Origin of the sequence: Cupriavidus sp. Met-2, assembly GCF_049843575.1 — a bacterium.
GTDB lineage: Bacteria > Pseudomonadota > Gammaproteobacteria > Burkholderiales > Burkholderiaceae > Cupriavidus > Cupriavidus metallidurans.
Genome location: NZ_JBBHZL010000001.1, coordinates 1,072,101 through 1,088,663, shown reverse-complemented (window position 1 = coordinate 1,088,663; position 16,563 = coordinate 1,072,101). Strand labels below are relative to the sequence as shown.

Sequence of the window (16,563 nt, the reverse complement as noted above, 5' to 3'; positions counted from 1 at the left end):
GGTTGCCCCAACCGCTGGAGCGATTCGGCGAACACGACCAATTCATCGCGTCATGAAAGCGCGTATCTGTCATCGCGTACCCGGCACTTCGGGAGCGTGCCAGACGCGCCGCCCGCGCTGATAGCGTGTTGCGAAACCATGGGGCACTGAGAACTTACGACCTGCGGTGGTGGTGAACTGCGTCACGGTGAGCAGGCGCTGGTGGCTCTCGCTATATTCGCTCGCGCCAATTCGGATCTCGCTCAACGGATCCAGATGCCAGTCGTCAACGCGTTGCATGCCACCCGTGCTCACCACTGCCGCCCCGCGCAGCACGCTCGGCCCACCAAGAAACTGATCAAGGGAAGCAGCACCACGGGTGAGACCCATCCAGACGACGCGTGGTACCGCACGTGATCCCTTTTCCGCTACGCGAAGTACCAGCAAGTCGCCGGGCATCCACTGCTCCATCACCGCCCACACACCCGCGCCGCCGCCAACAATCGCCGACTGAAGAGGCAATCGATTTTCGTCCTGAATCAGAAACATATGCCTTAAAGCGAAAAGGCCGCCCGACCAAAATGGGTCGTAAATGCCGTGGCCAAATAACCATCATACCGTTGACCATCACGGGATGCAAAGAGTCTCGGGCAAACAGGACGATGCAGGATATCTGACCGCCATTGGCGCGGTGGTCCGCGCTCGTCGGTTAGCGCTTGGTGTGTCCCAGGAGGCGCTTGCCCATGCAACCGGTATCGACCGCAGCCACATGGGCCGCATCGAACGAGGCGAGCGCAATCTGTCGGTCCTCAATCTCGTCAGGATTGCCTCCGCGCTGGAGGTCGCCCCCTCCTCCCTTCTCATGGCATCCGGTCTATAGACGCCGATCCGCGATGGCGAGCCAGATCATGACGATCGAGCAGGCATTCGGCGAGGCGGTGCGCATCCGCCGCAAGGCCATGGGGTGGAATCAGGGCGAACTCGCCATCCACGCGGGCCTGCAAACGGCCGCTGTCAGTCGCATCGAACGCGGCGATGGCGCGCCCAACCTGCGCACCATGGAACGCATCGCCGCAGCGCTGAACGTGCGGCTCTCCGTGCTGATCCGCCAAGCAGAAGAACTGCTGTAGCAATAGGCGCCCCCACCCACTCAGGGAAAACTTAACAGCTCAGGCCGCGAGCACAGACATCCCCGCCACCCCAAGATGGGAGCATTCCGCCGGGCCCCGCCACCCGTGCGCGCCTGTACGAGCAAGGCGACTTCGATTGCGGTACGCCAGCCCCGCTACAGAGGGAAGCCCTCTATTACCAGCTTGTTCATTTTCTTTGCTAGCAGTGACAAGGGAATTTCGCCGTACTTCGCGCCAACGGACCCCGCTGCGTGCCCCTCGATCGCAAAGCGGACATGCTCAGGCAGTTCACACGCCCTCCAGTTGGTCGCAAAGCCGTGACGGAACGAATGGAACGTTTTGCGCTTATCCGTAATGCCCAACTCGAGGCGTAGGAATTTCCCAAACCACTTGGAAAAATTGGCGGTCAGCGTGCCATAGGTTCCAGGCATCAAATCAGGAAACAGTCGCGCATCGGGACCAGGCAGAGATGCCACATAGTTGAGCAAACCCAGGCGGATCAGCACGGGATGCAGGGGCACATCGCGGTTTGAAGTCTTCGTCTTGGTGGACTTCCCCTCTGCATTGTCGATCACGAAATAGTCGATCTTGCGCGGGCCCGCGCTTTCCTTGAAATCACCTTGTTTGAGTTGACCGATTTCCTCCAGTCGCGCGCCAGAGAAACAAGCCAGCAGCGGCAGCCAGAAGACAGCGATGCCTCCGGCTTGGCGCTTTGACACGGCGGCGCGTGCAGAAAAAATCGGATGACTGAAAATGCGCTGAACATCGTCCGCATCGAAGGAGATGCGCGGCTTCGATGGATTTTTTGGTAGCGATACGGAGACCCCGTTGAAGGGTGACTGCTCGATCCGAGCATTGCTGACCGCAAGCTTGAAGACCGCGCCAAGCAGATTGATTTTTCTCTGCGCCGTTTGGGGCGAACCATGCTCCAACAGGTGCACTTTAAACGCCACTACTCCGGCTTTGGTCAGTTCACTGGCATGCGTCGCCCGCGTAAACGCCGCCAGCGCCTTAATTAAGGTACGCAGGCACTGCGCAGTGTGCGCATTGCGACCACGCTCGCGGAGCCAGTCATCCATGAGCGCATCGATCGTGGGCCCGCTGCCAACCGTAGCCGGCTGACCACTTACTGTGGTCGATCCGTTTTGGAATGGCGGCGGAACCGCTACTGACAGGGACGGTGAAGTCATGCCGGGCGCGAGACTGGAACCATGCAGCAATGTCTCGACATTACGCAATTGGATCTTGCGATGCGCCTGCAGCAAGGCCTGCATGGCGCTCAGGCGTAGGCTCTGGTACTCGATCTGCTCGCGATCGACTTTGATATGCAAGTACGGAAGCAAGGCGTCGAGAAACGGCTCTGCTGTGTCGTAGTCATGGAGTGCGGCCTGGCGCCCCAGATCGGCCACCACGCGATCCATGCAGAGCTGGTGCGCGCTCAGCGCATCCGGCGGTAGCAGCTCTTCGTGCTGTGCGTTGCGCGCGAACAATGGCCCCTCTAGGGCACTCTGCACGGATCCCTGCCGGCGCGCATGGGCTTCGCTGTCCAGCAACGCCTGCTCAAGCGTGCTACTCACCTCAGCGCTAAGCTTGCCCGCATTGGCGGCATCCAGCTGACACCATGGGCGCAGGTGAACGTCGCGCAGACGTTGGAAGTACGTGTCGCAATAGCTGACATAGTCGGCCACCAACTGCCGATAGCGTGCCGGATCTGCCGAGCGCAAGCTTCTGCAAATGATCTTGGGGCCAGTCCAGAACGGCCGTATGTCCTGGGGGACCGTGTAACGGAACGCCGGAAATTGACTATCGGGGCGCCAATGAAGATATTTAGGAAAACGATGGGATTTCATGAGATCCACCTCTCCATGCATGGTACGCCGTCTGGTACGTTGCGTGGTACGGTGGTCAGAGCGTAAGAGCCCTTTGTGAAACCAGAACCCGGCCCCCGCGGGGGCCGGGTAGTCTTCTGGCGGAGACGGAGGGATTCGAACCCTCGATCCAGGTTTTGGCCCGGATGCTCCCTTAGCAGGGGAGTGCCTTCGACCTCTCGGCCACGTCTCCCAAACTTGCGTTGTGCGAGGGAGCCGCACAACGAAGCGCGTATTCTAGCGAGGGTGTCGCTACTGGTCAATGAAAATTCGATGACCCGCAGCAAAAAATGCCACGCCCTCGCCAGAACGTTTTCAGTTCCGGATCACGCCTGATCCAGTTCGAACACCTTGTGCAGCGCGCGCACGGCGAGCTCCATGTACTTCTCGTCGATCAGCACCGAGATCTTGATTTCCGACGTGGAGATCATCTGGATGTTGATGCCCTCTTCCGACAGCGTGCGGAACATCTTGCTGGCGATGCCTACGTGCGAGCGCATACCCACGCCCACCACCGAGACCTTCGACACCTTCGGATCGCCCGACACGCTCTCGGCGCCAATATGGCCCTTCACGTTGTCGTTCAGGATCGTCAGCGCACGCTGGTAGTCACCGCGCGGCACGGTGAACGTGAAGTCGGTCTTGCCGTCCACGGACTGGTTCTGGATGATCATGTCGACGTCGATGTTGGCGTCGGCGATCGGGCCCAGGATCTGGTAGGCGATGCCCGGCTTGTCCGGCACGCCAAGGACAGTGATCTTGGCTTCGTCACGGGCAAAGGCGATGCCGGAGATGACGGCTGCTTCCATTTCAGACTCTTCCTCAAAAGTAATCAGCGTGCCCGAATGCATTTCCTGTTCGAGCGGCATCAGGGGGTCGGTCAGCGACGACAGCACGCGCGTCTTCACGCGATATTTGCCGGCAAACTCCACCGAACGGATCTGCAGAACCTTCGAACCCAGGCTGGCCATTTCCAGCATTTCCTCGAAGGTGATCTGGTCCAGGCGACGGGCGTCCTCGACCACGCGCGGATCGGTCGTGTACACGCCATCCACGTCGGTATAGATCAGGCACTCGTCGGCTTCAATCGCCGCGGCAATGGCCACGGCCGAGGTATCTGAACCGCCGCGACCCAGTGTCGTGATGTTGCCGTCGCCGTCGATGCCCTGGAAACCCGTGACCACGACCACCTTGCCGGCGTCGAGGTCACCCAGGATGCGCTCGTCATCGATCGATTCGATGCGGGCCTTGGTGTAGGACGAGTCCGTCTTCACCGGCACCTGCCAGCCCGTGTAGCTGACCGCGTCGATGCCTTCGCCGTGCAGCGCGATGGCCAGCAGGGCCACGCTGGCCTGCTCGCCGGTCGACGCCAGCATATCGAGTTCACGCGGGTCCGGCTGCGCGGAGATTTCCTTGGCAAGGCCCAGCAGGCGATTGGTTTCGCCCGACATGGCCGAAGGCACCACGACAACGCGGTGACCGGCGCGGTGCCACTTGGCCACGCGCTTGGCGACATTCTTGATGCGTTCCGTGGAACCCATCGAAGTGCCGCCGTATTTGTGAACGATGAGAGCCATCTTCTTATCGACGCCAGCGATTGTGCAAAGCCAATGAAATTACACGAAGAGTGGCTGCCCGTAAAGGTCAAAGGGGGTAAATCCGGCAAAAACACCGCAGATTTTGCATCATTTTCTTGTGAAAATAATTCACAAGCCGAAATGATACTGTCCCCATTTTTCGCCGAAAACCGTGAGATTAGCCGCGCAGATCGGGCCGTGCGAGCCACTCCACGCGCCACCGCGGGGCATGTGGCGCATCGCTGGGCCAGCGACGATGCATGCCCAAACCAGCCGCCAGAACCAGCACATCGGCACTCCATAGCAGCGGCAGATGCGCTCGCCGCCATGCGGGAATATCCGCCTCCTGATAGGCCTGTTTCAGCGCTCGCGCCGGGCCACCCGGACGCAGGACGATGCGCTCGCCCCCTACCCTGCCAGCCAGCCTCAACGGCACGCGCAGCACAGACTCGGGCACACCAAAGGTGTCATCACGCTCGAAGTGCAGTTCGCCACGCCATGCCGGCACTACGATGCGCGATTCGCCGCGCCACTCGAATGCAAACGGCGCCGGCATTCCAGCGGACACGGCTGGGCAGGCCAGCAGCCGGTCACGGAAACGACGCAACACCAGGCCATCGTGCGCGATGGCCGGCTCGCCACCTTGATGCTGGATGAGTTGGGCCCGCATCGCGGCCAGGCGCGCCGTCGACGGCGGCTGGGTGCCGAGATCGCGCAGCCAGTGGCGCAGCACGGCATCCGCGTGCTCGGATGGCAAGGCGCGCAGGCCCGCGAGATCAAGTTCTGAAATGGTGTCAGCATCGCGCCCGGCGCAGACCAGCGAAGCCAGCGATTGCGCGGCCAGCGCATCGAGCATGCCGGCCGCCTGTGCGAAATGCGTGGCGGCCTGGGCCACGTTCTCATAGAGGGCCGGAAACGCCTGTAATAGTGCAGGCAATTGCGCGCGCAGCGCATTGCGCGCGAAACGCGTGTCCGCGTTCGAAGGATCGTCGATCCAGCGCAACCCCTGCCACGCGCAGTAATCGTCGATCTCGGCGCGTGTCACACCGAGCCATGGCCGCACCAGTTGAACGTCGCCCCGTTCATCGAGCGGGCGTCGCGCGGGCATTCCAGCCATACCGGCCACACCCGTTCCACGGAACAGCCGCAGCAGCACGGTTTCCACCTGATCGTCACGATGATGCGCGAACAGTAGCAGCCGTGCGCCCTGCTCGCGACACATCCGGCCCAGCGCCTCATGGCGAGCTCGCCGCGCCGCGGCCTCTATGCCCTCGCCCGTCGCCGCCTGCACCGTCACGCGCTCGCTGACCAAGGGCACCTGCAGATCGCCGCACAGCGCGGCGCAGAATCGGTCCCAGTCATCAGCCTGCGCCTGCAGGCCATGGTGCACGTGCAGCGCCACCAGACGCGCAAGCGGCCACGTGGCGGCCAGGGCTTCCCGCGTGGCATGGAGCAGCGCCACGGAGTCACGGCCACCTGACAGCGCCACCGCGACGGTCACGGGCTGCCCGTCGGCAGCCAGTTGGCTACCAGTCTCCAACCGCCTATCGCCAGAAACAACAAAGGCCGCACTGGCCTGTAGAGCCTGTGCGACCTTGTCGGTCAGACGCGCGATCAGTTGCGTCGAATTCCCTGCGCTCACATCATTCCTGGGCGCCGGTTTCCTTGAACTTGCCATAGGCCATCAGTCGCTCGTGACGACGCGCCTGCAGTTCCTTGACGCTCATGCCCTGGAACTGGCGCAGCGATTCGGCCAGCGAGCGCTTGAGCATCGTCGCCATGCCCTTCGCATCGCGATGCGCGCCACCCAGCGGCTCGCTCACGATCTTGTCGATCAGGCCCAGCGCCTTCAGTCGATGAGCCGTCAGACCCAGTGCCTCGGCGGCTTCAGGCGCCTTCTCGGCAGTCTTCCAGAGAATCGACGCGCAGCCTTCCGGCGAAATCACTGCGTAGGTTGCGAACTGGAGCATCTGCACCACGTCGCCGACGGCGATCGCCAGCGCGCCACCCGAACCGCCCTCACCGATGATCGTCGCGATCAGAGGCACCTTCAGGCCGGCCATGACATAAAGGTTGTGGCCGATGGCCTCGGACTGGCCACGCTCTTCGGCGTCGATGCCCGGGAATGCCCCCGGCGTGTCGACGAACGTGAAGATCGGCAGGCCGAACTTGTCAGCCAGTTCCATCAGGCGCTTGGCCTTGCGGTATCCCTCGGGCTTCGACATGCCGAAGTTACGCAGCGCGCGTTCCTTCGTGTCGCGGCCCTTCTGATGACCGATCACCATGCAAGCCTGGCCGTTGAAGCGCGCCAGGCCGCCCACGATCGACAGATCGTCGGCAAACGCACGGTCGCCGTGCAGTTCATGGAAGTCGGTGAAGATCTCGCGCACATAGTCCAGCGTGTACGGACGCTGCGGATGGCGCGCGATCTGTGCCACCTGCCACGGGGTCAGGTTGGCGTAGATGTCCTTGGTCAGCTGCTGGCTCTTGCCGGCCAGCCGGGAAATCTCTTCGGAAATATCGACAGCCGAGTCGTCCTGCACAAAACGCAGTTCTTCGATCTTTGCCTCGAGCTCGGCAATCGGCTGCTCGAAATCCAGGAAGGTGGTTTTCATAAAAACGCGGACCTGTCTGTGAAGGGGCGCATTCTACCGGAAAAAATACCGTTTCCGACCGCCCAGGAAGTTGATTTCTGCGCACAAATCGCAGAAATTAACGCCGTTTTTGCTCCAAATTTACCCTACCGCACTCCTGCCGCATTCCTAATACGTCACTGGCAGGGGGTCCAGACTGCGCCACATGTACCACGTCGCCACCGTTCGCCACGGCTCCCAGTTGGCGGCCACCTCGCGTGCCTCACTACGTGTCACCGGTTCTCCGCTGAAGTAGTTGGTGGAGATCGCGTTGATCAGCCCGACATCGTCGAGCGGCAGCACGTTGGGTCGCATCAGATTGAACATCAGGAACATCTCCGCCGTCCAGCGTCCGATGCCGCGGATCTGGGTCAACTCGGCGATCACTGCCTCGTCGTCCATCGCCACCCATTCCTTGACGTGCACGCGCCCCGCCTTGAAGTGGTCGGCCAGATCAATGATGTACTCCGCCTTGCGCTTCGACAACCCGCAACCAGCCAACTCCTCGGACCCGGATTTCAGGAACTGCGCCGGCGTCAGGCGCGGGCACCTGGCGGCGAGCCGTTCCCAGACCGATTGCGCGGCCTTCACCGATATCTGCTGGCCGACGATCGAGCGCGCCAGTGTGACGAACGGATCGCCACGCGACACCAGATGCGCCGGACCATAGGTAGGAATCATCTTGCGCAGGATGCGGTCGCGCTTCATCAGGTCAGCACACGCCTCGTCCCAATAAGCGGGCCGCACCGCGTCGACGACGGTTTCGACCGGCAGGGGTACCGCATCCACCTCGGGCAGGTCCGATTTGCGGGGCTTGCCGCCGGCCTTTGGCGCGACCTTGGCGGCAGCCTTCCCCGCCACCGGCTTCGGCTGGGCAGGTGCAACCGCCTTCGGCTTGCGCGCGGCAGCGTTCAAGCACGCCTCCACTCGGTGGCACCACCTGGCTTGTCTTCCAGCACCACGCCGGCTTCGAGCAATTCGGCGCGAATGCGGTCGGCCTCGGCGAAATTGCGCGCGGCCTTGGCCGCACGGCGGGCCGCGATCTGCGCTTCGATCTGCTCGCCGCTCAGGCTGCCGGCGACATGACCACCTTGCAGGAACGTGTGCGGATCGCGCTCAAGCAGACCCAGCGTGCCGCCGAGCGCCTTGAGTTGATGCGCCGCGGCCACGGAACCGGTGCGATTGACCTCGCTGGCCAGGTCGAACAGCACCGACATGGCGATTGGCGTGTTGAAGTCGTCGTTCATCGCTTCGGCAAAGCGCTTCGCGTGAGACTCTTCCCAATCCACCGCGCAACCGCCGGGCTGCGTTTCCTTGAGCGCTGTATACAGGCGCGTCAGTGCGTGGCGTGCGTCATCAAGGTGGGCATCGCTATAGTTCAGCGGGCTCCGATAGTGCGCGCGCAGGATGAAGAAGCGCACCACTTCGGCGTCGTACTCCTTGAGCACATCGCGGATCGTGAAGAAGTTGCCGAGCGATTTCGACATCTTCTCGTCATTCACACGCACGAAACCGTTGTGCATCCACATATTGACGAACGGCCTGCCGGAAGCCCCTTCCGATTGCGCGATCTCGTTCTCGTGGTGCGGGAACTGCAGGTCGGCGCCGCCGCCGTGAATATCGAAATGCTCACCGAGCAGCGTGCAGCTCATGGCCGAGCATTCGATATGCCAGCCCGGACGGCCGCTGCCCCACTTCGAGTCCCACTTGCTTTCGGGCGGCTCGCTTGCCTTGGCCGACTTCCACAGTACGAAGTCGAGCGGATCCTGCTTGGCATCGTTGGCATTGACGCGCTCGCCGGCGCGCAGATCTTCCAGCGACTTGCCCGACAGCTTGCCGTAGCCCGGGAACTTGCGCACCGAGTAGTTCACGTCGCCGTCCGTCGCCTGGTAGGCCAGGCCCTTGGCTTCGAGTTTCTCGATGATATTGAGCATCTGCGGCACGTATTCGGTCGCGCGCGGCTCATAGTCGGGACGGATCACGCCCAGCGCCGTGGCATCCTCGTGCATGTACTGGATGAAACGCGTGGTGAGCTGACCGATCGTCTCGCCGTTCTCCGCGGCGCGACGAATGATCTTGTCATCGATATCAGTGATGTTCTGGACGTACGTCACGTCGTACCCGGCGGCGCGCAGCCAGCGGTGCACCATATCGAACACCACCATCACCCGCGCATGGCCAACGTGACAGTAGTCGTACACGGTCATGCCGCACACATACATGCGGACCTTGCCGGGTTCGATGGGCACGAATGGCTGCTTTTCACGCGCGAGCGTGTTGTAGATGTTCAATTGCTGCATGAAGCGGATGTGAGTGGATACGGCGTCGATGACATCGAGCGAGACTGCCGCGCGCTGACAAGCATGTCGATGGCGCGCGAGCCCCATATCTTACCGGAAGCCATCAACGGCGGCCGGACGCGCTGCCGACAATGTCACGCGAACTTGCGACCTGTGCTCCACGCCCCGCCGCTTTGTTAGAATGCCGCGGAGTATAACGGACCGCCCTTACATGAGCCTGCCTCTGCCCATCCCGACCATTGTTTCGTCCCGCCGTGGCGGCCCCCTTTCCGCGCTGGCGAGCGCGCTGGCGATGGCCGCCGCGCTGAGCGCAGCGCCAGCGTTCGCGCAGAACGGGCCGCTTTCGCTGACGCCGCCACCGGCCGCGCCGACCGGACCGCAATCGGCGGACCCCGGCATGAAGCCCGCGCAGAAGGCGGCCAACGAGAAGCGCTATGACGACGCCATCGCCGGATTCGACCGCGTGCTGGCCGACAACCCGCGCAATGCGCAGGCTCGATTCCAGCGCGCATGGGCAATGGCCAAGGCCGGCCGCGAGGACGATGCGATCAAGGCCTTTGCCGAGATGGCGCAAGATTTCCCCGAACTGCCAGAGCCGCACAATAACCTGGCGCTGCTGTACGCAAAACGCGGCGACCTGAAGCGCGCGGAGGCCGAACTGCTGCTGGCCATCGAGGCCCGGCCCGACTACGCGCTCTCCTATAGCAACCTGGGCGACGTCTATCGGGCCCTGGCCGTCCAGGCCTATGGCGACGCAACGCGCCGCAACCCCGGCGACAAGCGCGCCGCCGCGAGCCTACGCGAACTGCAGCCAGCCGCCGCATCCGCGCCATCCGCCATGCCCGCCCCGGCATCGGGCGCCGCGGCGGTCAAGGGCAAGGCAAAGGCGGCCACGTCGCCGCTTACCCCGCCCGCCAGCACGCCCGACGCACGCTGAACTCGCACAGTATTCAACGCCTTATCCGGCGACGTCCAAGTGACGTTGCCGACTGCCAGACCTGCAACCCGGAGTCCAGACATGATCCTTTCCCGCCGCATCGTCCTGACCGGCCTGATGGCCGCCGCCACTGCCCTGTCTCCGCTGGCCGCAATGGCCCAGGGCGCCAGCCCCGCCACCGCCGCGCCGAAGACCGAGCGCGTGCAGTTCGTGACGAGCGCCGGCAAGTTCACTATCGAGCTGTACCCCGATGCCGCCCCGAAGACCGTGGCCAACTTCATGGGCTACGTAAAAAGCGGCTTCTATTCCGGCACGATCTTCCATCGCGTGATCAACGGCTTCATGGTTCAGGGCGGTGGCTTCGACCGCGACATGAAGGAAAAGCCGACGCTGGCGCCGATCGCGCTGGAATCGCAGAACGGCCTGAAGAACAAGGCCGGGACCGTCGCCATGGCACGCACGTCGAACCCGAACTCGGCAACCGCCCAGTTCTTCGTCAATGTGGTGGATAATCCGAACCTCGACTACCCACAGCCGGACGGCAATGGATATGCCGTCTTTGGCAAGGTGGTAGAGGGAATGGACACGATCGACAAGATCAAGACCACGCCGACTACGGCGTATGGCGCCATGCGCAACGTGCCTGCCGCGCCGATCGTGATCGAATCGGCCACCGTGGTCACCAAGTGACCCCAGGCAACCCCGAATACAACCGTCATCGCATCATCGAACAGAGGTAACCCTATGAGCAAGGTACAACTCCAAACCACGCAAGGCGCCATCGTCATCGAACTGGACGCCGAGAAGGCCCCGAAGTCGGTCGAGAACTTCCTGTCGTACGTGCGCAAGGGCCACTATGACAACACGATCTTCCACCGCGTCATCAAGAACTTCATGATCCAGGGCGGCGGCTTCGAGCCGGGCATGAAGCAGAAGGACACCGATGCGCCGATCGAGAACGAAGCCGGCAACGGCCTGAAGAACGACCGCTACACGGTTGCCATGGCCCGCACCAACGCGCCGCACTCGGCCACGGCCCAGTTCTTCATCAACGTGGTGGACAACGACTTCCTGAACTTCAGCTCGCCCACGCCGCAAGGCTTCGGCTATGCGGTGTTCGGCAAGGTCGTGGAAGGCACCGACGTGATCGACGCCATCAAAGGCGTGCGCACCGGCAGCTCGGGCTTCCATCAGGACGTGCCGCTCGAGGACGTCGTGATCGAGAAAGCCACGATTGTCGAGTAATCGCGCTTAACGTCGATTCGAACGACAGGCGGCATGCCGCTCGTGGTGAATACAGACATCCGGACCGCATGACCGCTCCCACCCGCACGCCGGTGGCCGCCCCGATCGAGGTGCAGGCGCCGGCGTGGTTCATTTCCGATCTCCACCTGACGGCCGACATGCCGCGCACGCTGGCGGCCTTCCACCGTGTGCTCGAGCGTGCGGCACGGGATGCGCGCACGCTGTTCATCCTGGGGGACTTTTTCGAGTTCTGGGTAGGGGATGAGGAAACCGACTCGCCGTTCGCGGCCGAGGTTGCCGCCGCGCTGCGCCGGCTTGCCGATGCCGACGTGCCGGTCTATCTGATGCACGGCAATCGTGATTTCCTGCTTGGCCGTCGATTCGCGGCCAGGGCGGGCGCGTCGCTGCTGCCGGACCCGTCGGTTATCGTCTGTGCTGGCCGCCGCGTGGCGCTCAGCCACGGCGACATGCTGTGCACGGACGACGAGCGCTACATGCGCTTTCGCCGCTGGACACGCAAGGGCTGGGTACAACGGCTGTTCCTGCTGCTGCCACTCGGCACGCGACTGTCGATCGCCCGACGCCTTCGGGCGGACAGCGAGGCCGGGCGCACGCGCCAAGACATCGACGCGGCGCCGGTCACCTATGGCGATGCGGCACCGGACGCCGTCAACGCACTGCTCGCCTCGAGCGGGGCCGGCACGCTGGTGCACGGCCACACGCACCGTCCCGCGCGCCACACGCACGAAGCGGGCGAGCGCTGGGTGCTGACGGACTGGGACCTCGATGGCCGCCATCCGAGGGCCGCCGTGCTCGAACTCGACGGCACCGGCTTCCGCGTGCTGCCGCAGGTCGACTGACGATGCCTGGCTCGCGCCAACCGCCACGCAGACCGGCGTGCGCCTCCACTACTTCATCAGCTTGCGCAGCTCGCTCGCGTCGAAGCGGTCGTTCGGCGTGTTCTCGAGATGCTCGCCGAGCCGGTCGAGCGCGGCCAGCACGGCCTCGATGCGGTCATGTTGCTTGGCCGCGTTGTCGATCAGGCTCTTGAGCGCCAGGGACACGGGATCGTCCGCGTTCGGCGTGATGCCGTAGGCCGAGAATTCCTGTTTCGCGCCCTGCTGCGTGGAAGGCGCATCGGGCATGATGATGCGTGCCGGAATCCCCACTGCCGTCGCCCCAGCGGGCACAGGCTTCAGCACGACGGCATTAGATCCAACGCGCGCGCCCGCGCCCACCTCGAAGCCGCCGAGCACCTTGGCGCCGGCGCTCACCACCACGCCGACACCCAGCGTCGGATGGCGTTTCTGGCCCTTGTACAGCGACGTGCCGCCCAACGTCACACCCTGGTAAATCGTGCAATCGTCGCCAATCTCGGCGGTTTCGCCGATCACCACGCCCATGCCATGGTCGATGAACACGCGACGACCCAGCTTGACCGCCGGGTGGATCTCGATCCCGGTCAGAAAGCGGGACCAGTGCGAGATCCAGCGCCCCAGCCAGTGCAATCCACCTCGCCAGCACGCATTGGCCACGCGGTGAAACACCACGGCGTGCAGCCCGGGATAGCAAGTCAGGACTTCCAGACGGCTGCGCGCGGCGGGGTCGCGCAGCATGATCGTATCGATATCTTCCTTCAGGCGAGTGAACATCTTCTTCGTGTCGTGTTGCCGCAGCGTGCGCCGTTCATGGAACTGGTCGCCGCCGAGGTCAGTGGCCGGTATTGAGCAGTCAGTGTGGGGGACGGCTCTGGCGCGAGACAGCGAGTGTAAGAGATTTGCGCGCCTGCCGCCCCGCCCTGACGACGTCAGGGCTTCTTGGAAAGCCGCCTCAGAACGGGTCTGAAACGACGTCCCGGGTCAGCACCAGGCTCAACATCGTTCCGGCAAATGCGCGCACGCATGCCTCACCACCGAGCGACCGGACACCGCGCCACGGATGAGGTCTTGCATGATGTACGCCGGGAAAATCGCCACGGAACTAGTCTTCCTTGTTGTCGTCGTGCTTTGCATCGCCCGTCAGCAGCATGCGCTTGGCGATGCCACGCAGGATGTTCACTTCCTCGCGCTCCAGGCCCGTCCGCGCGAACAACCGGCGCAGGCGCGGCATCAGCTTGCGCGGATTCGCCGGGTCCAGAAAGCCGATCGCCGCAAGCCCGGCCTGAAGGTGGCCAAACATCGCCTCGATCTGCTCGGTGGTGGCGGGGTCACCAGCATAGCCGATATCGCCAGCGACGTCCGGGAGCCCGCCGGCCGTTTCCTGCGCCTCGAGTAGGGCCAGCCGCATCTCATAGGCAATGAGCTGCACGGCCTGGGCCAGGTTGAGAGAGGCATAAACCGGATTGGCAGGAATATGCGTCACCGCCGAACAGCGCAATACCGCGTCGTTCGGCAAGCCGAAGCGTTCATTACCGAATACGAAGGCGACCGTTGTAGCGGGGTCCGCCTCCAGCACCGACCGCGCCTTGGCCACGGCGGCGCGCGGTAACAGCCTCGGTGGCCCGAATTCGCGCTGCCGGGCGGTCATCGCGACGGTAAAGGCCGTACCAGCCAGCGCGGCCTCGATGCTGTCGACGATCGTGGCGCTGGCCAGCACATCATCGGCACCACTGGCCATCGCGACGGCATCGGGATGCGACACGACGCCCGGCTCGCGCGGCGAGACCAGCACCAGGCTCCCCGGCACGTGGCCGAAGCCCATCGTCTTGATCGCACGCGCGACCGAGCCCACGTTGCCGGGGTGGCTGGTTTCCACCAGCACCACACGCACATGCGAAAAAATGTCCGAAAGATCACTTGCGGCCGCGCCGCGCGGAATCGGATCCATCTGAGAGTTCAACACTTCGGTCATCCGGAGCGTCCCGCCCGGCTCGATCGAGGTTGTCGACTCGTGCGAGAGGCCAGGTTCCTATACAATGCTGCCTTCCAATTGCGGTGCGGCGCCTCACATGGCGACGCACCCCGTTCTTCTACAATTCGTTGTGTTGTCTGGCGGCCCCGGCAGCCCGCGCGATTCGCCCTTGTTTCTGTGGCGTCCCATGTCGCGTCGTGGCGCGGTTGCCCCGCCTGGAGAAATTCATGCATCCGATGCTCAATATCGCCGTCAAGGCGGCCCGCAAGGCGGGGTCCATCATCAACCGCGCGTCGATCGACGTCGATCTGGTGCGCGTTTCGCGCAAACAACACAACGATTTCGTCACTGAAGTCGATCGCGCGGCCGAAGCGGCCATCATCGACATCATCCGCACCGCCTACCCCGAGCACGCCATTCTAGCGGAAGAGTCCGGTCAGTCCTGGGCCGACGGCGAAGAACAGAGCGAGTTCACCTGGGTTATCGACCCGCTGGACGGCACCACGAACTTCATCCACGGCTTTCCGCAGTACGCGGTATCGATCGGCCTGCTGCACAAGGGCGTGCCGTCGCAAGCCGTGGTCTACGACCCAACCCGCGACGAACTGTTCACCGCCAGCAAGGGCGCGGGCGCGTTCCTGAACAACCGCCGCATCCGCGTCACGCGCCGCGACAAGCTGGCCGATTGCCTGATCGGCACCGGCTTCCCGTTCCGCGATCTGGAAGGCATGGACGAATACCTGGAAATGTTCGCGCTGATGACGCGTAGCTGCGCCGGTCTGCGCCGTCCGGGCGCCGCCGCCCTGGACCTGGCCTACGTCGCCTGCGGCCGTCTGGATGGCTTCTTCGAGCGCGGCCTCAAGCCGTGGGACATGGCTGCCGGCATGCTGCTGATCACTGAAGCTGGCGGTCTGGTCGGCAACTACGCCGGCGAATCGCGCCAGATGGAACAGGGTGAAGTGCTGGCCGGCAACCCGAAGGCCTTCGCGCAGATGGTTCGCCTGCTGGCCCCCTTCTCGCTCGACAACGCGAAGCCCGCCGCCGTCTGATCCTTAGCTAGCCCCCAGGCTGCTTCCAAACAGGCGCCATCGGAGAGATCCGGTGGCGCCTGTTTCGTTTTGCACACTTTCTTTCAGAATCTCGCCCGGGATTTTCCGATACACCCGCCATAAAGTTGCTCGCGACACACAAGTTTACTTGCGCCCCCTAACGCCGTGTGTAGACTTACACACGGATCATCCAGGGCTCGAAATTGCATTCGTCCACGCTGATCCGATTGCTCGAACAGAAGGGGTGGAAGCTGGTGCGCACGCATGGCAGTCATTTCACCTTCAAACATCCGCGGCACATGCTGATTGTGACCGTGCCCCATCCGAAGAAGGATCTGCCGACAGGCACGGTCCGAAACATTCTGAGGACGGCCGGACTATGAGCGGCGCGCCGTGTACAAAGAGGAACGACATGGACTTTCCCATTGCCATTCACAAGGATGCGAACTCGGTCTACGGCGTGACGGTGCCCGATGTGGCGGGCTGTTACTCCGCCGGCGAATCGATCGAGGAAGCGGTCCGCAATGCACGCGAGGCCATCACGACTCACGTGGTGGCGCTGCTCTCCCTTGGCGAGGAGGTTGTTCTGAAAGCGACGCCGATCGGCACGCTGATGGCCCAACCGGAGTACGCAGGCGCGATCTGGGCGCTGGCCGACATCGACATGAGCAAGCTCGACGCACGCCCGGAGCGAATCAATATCAGCCTACCTCGTTTTGTATTGCACAAGATCGACATGTTCGTGGAACGTCGCCACGAAACCCGGAGCGGGTTCCTCGCGCGCGTCGCGCTGGACGCCATCGCGGGCAGCGTCTGAGTCCAGAACGGAAAATCCCAGCAAAAATGAGAATTCGGCACGAAGCCGAGGTGTGGGGTCGCAGTAAAATGCCCTTTTACGCCGCGCACGGGGTGGGCCTGTAATCCAGACGCCACCAGACCGCCGGCAACCGATACACCGGCGGCCCGGCACTTGCGCCGCTTGCCGCCCGAGAGGA

General features: G+C 63.3%; 18 protein-coding genes and 1 tRNA gene. 9 read left to right on the top strand and 10 right to left on the bottom strand.

What is annotated here, in order from left to right:
* Positions 1 to 69 precede the first annotated feature (69 nt).
* Positions 70 to 528, bottom strand: coding sequence for a hypothetical protein (locus WD006_RS05170; protein WP_035832929.1), 459 nt, complete (start codon positions 526 to 528; stop codon positions 70 to 72).
* Between the two features lie 85 nt (positions 529 to 613).
* Between WD006_RS05170 and WD006_RS05165 the strand changes: the two genes are divergently transcribed.
* Together WD006_RS05165 and WD006_RS05160 are read left to right on the top strand one after the other, a co-directional pair.
* Positions 614 to 859: a helix-turn-helix domain-containing protein gene (locus WD006_RS05165; RefSeq protein WP_029308184.1), complete on the top strand. Its 246-nt coding sequence runs from the start codon at positions 614 to 616 to the stop codon at positions 857 to 859.
* A gap of 28 nt (positions 860 to 887) precedes the next feature.
* Positions 888 to 1,109: a helix-turn-helix domain-containing protein gene (locus WD006_RS05160; RefSeq protein WP_029308185.1), complete on the top strand. Its 222-nt coding sequence runs from the start codon at positions 888 to 890 to the stop codon at positions 1,107 to 1,109.
* Between the two features lie 155 nt (positions 1,110 to 1,264).
* Here WD006_RS05160 and WD006_RS05155 read toward each other — a convergent pair whose 3' ends face one another.
* The 7 genes from WD006_RS05155 to cysS form a co-directional block, all read right to left on the bottom strand.
* On the bottom strand, positions 1,265 to 2,959 hold the full coding sequence (locus tag WD006_RS05155; RefSeq protein ID WP_152567233.1) for a hypothetical protein: 1,695 nt from the start codon (positions 2,957 to 2,959) through the stop codon (positions 1,265 to 1,267).
* Positions 2,960 to 3,076: 117 nt separating this feature from the next.
* Positions 3,077 to 3,170 (bottom strand) — tRNA-Ser (locus tag WD006_RS05150).
* A gap of 133 nt (positions 3,171 to 3,303) precedes the next feature.
* Positions 3,304 to 4,554 (bottom strand): aspartate kinase, encoded by a 1,251-nt coding sequence (locus WD006_RS05145; protein ID WP_008644554.1) that lies wholly within the window; start codon positions 4,552 to 4,554, stop codon positions 3,304 to 3,306.
* Positions 4,555 to 4,732: 178 nt separating this feature from the next.
* Entirely contained in the window at positions 4,733 to 6,232 is a 1,500-nt protein-coding gene (gene tilS, locus WD006_RS05140) for a tRNA lysidine(34) synthetase TilS (RefSeq protein WP_375199019.1), read from the bottom strand.
* Positions 6,198 to 7,169, bottom strand: a complete 972-nt coding sequence (locus WD006_RS05135; protein WP_008644552.1) for an acetyl-CoA carboxylase carboxyltransferase subunit alpha — start codon at positions 7,167 to 7,169, stop codon at positions 6,198 to 6,200. Before WD006_RS05135 ends, tilS begins: the two co-directional genes overlap by 35 nt.
* A 147-nt stretch (positions 7,170 to 7,316) precedes the next feature.
* Positions 7,317 to 8,102, bottom strand: a complete 786-nt coding sequence (locus tag WD006_RS05130; protein ID WP_011515874.1) for a DNA-3-methyladenine glycosylase family protein — start codon at positions 8,100 to 8,102, stop codon at positions 7,317 to 7,319.
* On the bottom strand, positions 8,099 to 9,487 hold the full coding sequence (cysS, locus tag WD006_RS05125; protein WP_008644550.1) for a cysteine--tRNA ligase: 1,389 nt from the start codon (positions 9,485 to 9,487) through the stop codon (positions 8,099 to 8,101). The genes WD006_RS05130 and cysS overlap by 4 nt, the downstream gene beginning before the upstream one ends.
* A 211-nt stretch (positions 9,488 to 9,698) precedes the next feature.
* Between cysS and WD006_RS05120 the strand changes: the two genes are divergently transcribed.
* The 4 genes from WD006_RS05120 to WD006_RS05105 all read left to right on the top strand — a co-directional run bounded on the left by WD006_RS05120 (position 9,699) and on the right by WD006_RS05105 (position 12,529).
* On the top strand, positions 9,699 to 10,424 hold the full coding sequence (locus WD006_RS05120) for a tetratricopeptide repeat protein (protein ID WP_051723156.1): 726 nt from the start codon (positions 9,699 to 9,701) through the stop codon (positions 10,422 to 10,424).
* 81 nt (positions 10,425 to 10,505) lie between these two features.
* Positions 10,506 to 11,114 (top strand): peptidylprolyl isomerase, encoded by a 609-nt coding sequence (locus tag WD006_RS05115; RefSeq protein ID WP_011515871.1) that lies wholly within the window; start codon positions 10,506 to 10,508, stop codon positions 11,112 to 11,114.
* A gap of 54 nt (positions 11,115 to 11,168) precedes the next feature.
* A complete protein-coding gene (locus WD006_RS05110; protein WP_011515870.1) occupies positions 11,169 to 11,669 on the top strand; it encodes a peptidylprolyl isomerase in 501 nt (166 codons plus the stop codon).
* Between the two features lie 68 nt (positions 11,670 to 11,737).
* Positions 11,738 to 12,529: a UDP-2,3-diacylglucosamine diphosphatase gene (locus WD006_RS05105; protein ID WP_029308189.1), complete on the top strand. Its 792-nt coding sequence runs from the start codon at positions 11,738 to 11,740 to the stop codon at positions 12,527 to 12,529.
* Positions 12,530 to 12,577: 48 nt separating this feature from the next.
* On the opposite strand, the gene cysE is transcribed toward WD006_RS05105, so the two are convergent.
* Positions 12,578 to 13,321 carry a serine O-acetyltransferase gene (gene cysE / locus WD006_RS05100; protein WP_029308190.1) on the bottom strand — a complete coding sequence of 248 codons (744 nt, stop codon included), beginning with the start codon at positions 13,319 to 13,321 and terminating at the stop codon, positions 12,578 to 12,580.
* A gap of 328 nt (positions 13,322 to 13,649) precedes the next feature.
* Positions 13,650 to 14,495 carry an RNA methyltransferase gene (locus WD006_RS05095; protein WP_227874139.1) on the bottom strand — a complete coding sequence of 282 codons (846 nt, stop codon included), beginning with the start codon at positions 14,493 to 14,495 and terminating at the stop codon, positions 13,650 to 13,652.
* A 251-nt stretch (positions 14,496 to 14,746) separates the two neighbouring features.
* Here WD006_RS05095 and WD006_RS05090 point away from each other — a divergent pair, with 251 nt between their 5' ends.
* The 3 genes from WD006_RS05090 (at position 14,747) to WD006_RS05080 (ending at position 16,385) form a co-directional block, all read left to right on the top strand.
* Entirely contained in the window at positions 14,747 to 15,568 is an 822-nt protein-coding gene (locus tag WD006_RS05090; RefSeq protein ID WP_017513083.1) for an inositol monophosphatase family protein, read from the top strand.
* Positions 15,569 to 15,771: 203 nt separating this feature from the next.
* Entirely contained in the window at positions 15,772 to 15,951 is a 180-nt protein-coding gene (locus tag WD006_RS05085) for a type II toxin-antitoxin system HicA family toxin (protein WP_011515865.1), read from the top strand.
* A gap of 29 nt (positions 15,952 to 15,980) precedes the next feature.
* Positions 15,981 to 16,385 carry a type II toxin-antitoxin system HicB family antitoxin gene (locus tag WD006_RS05080; protein WP_008647764.1) on the top strand — a complete coding sequence of 135 codons (405 nt, stop codon included), beginning with the start codon at positions 15,981 to 15,983 and terminating at the stop codon, positions 16,383 to 16,385.
* Positions 16,386 to 16,563 lie beyond the last annotated feature (178 nt).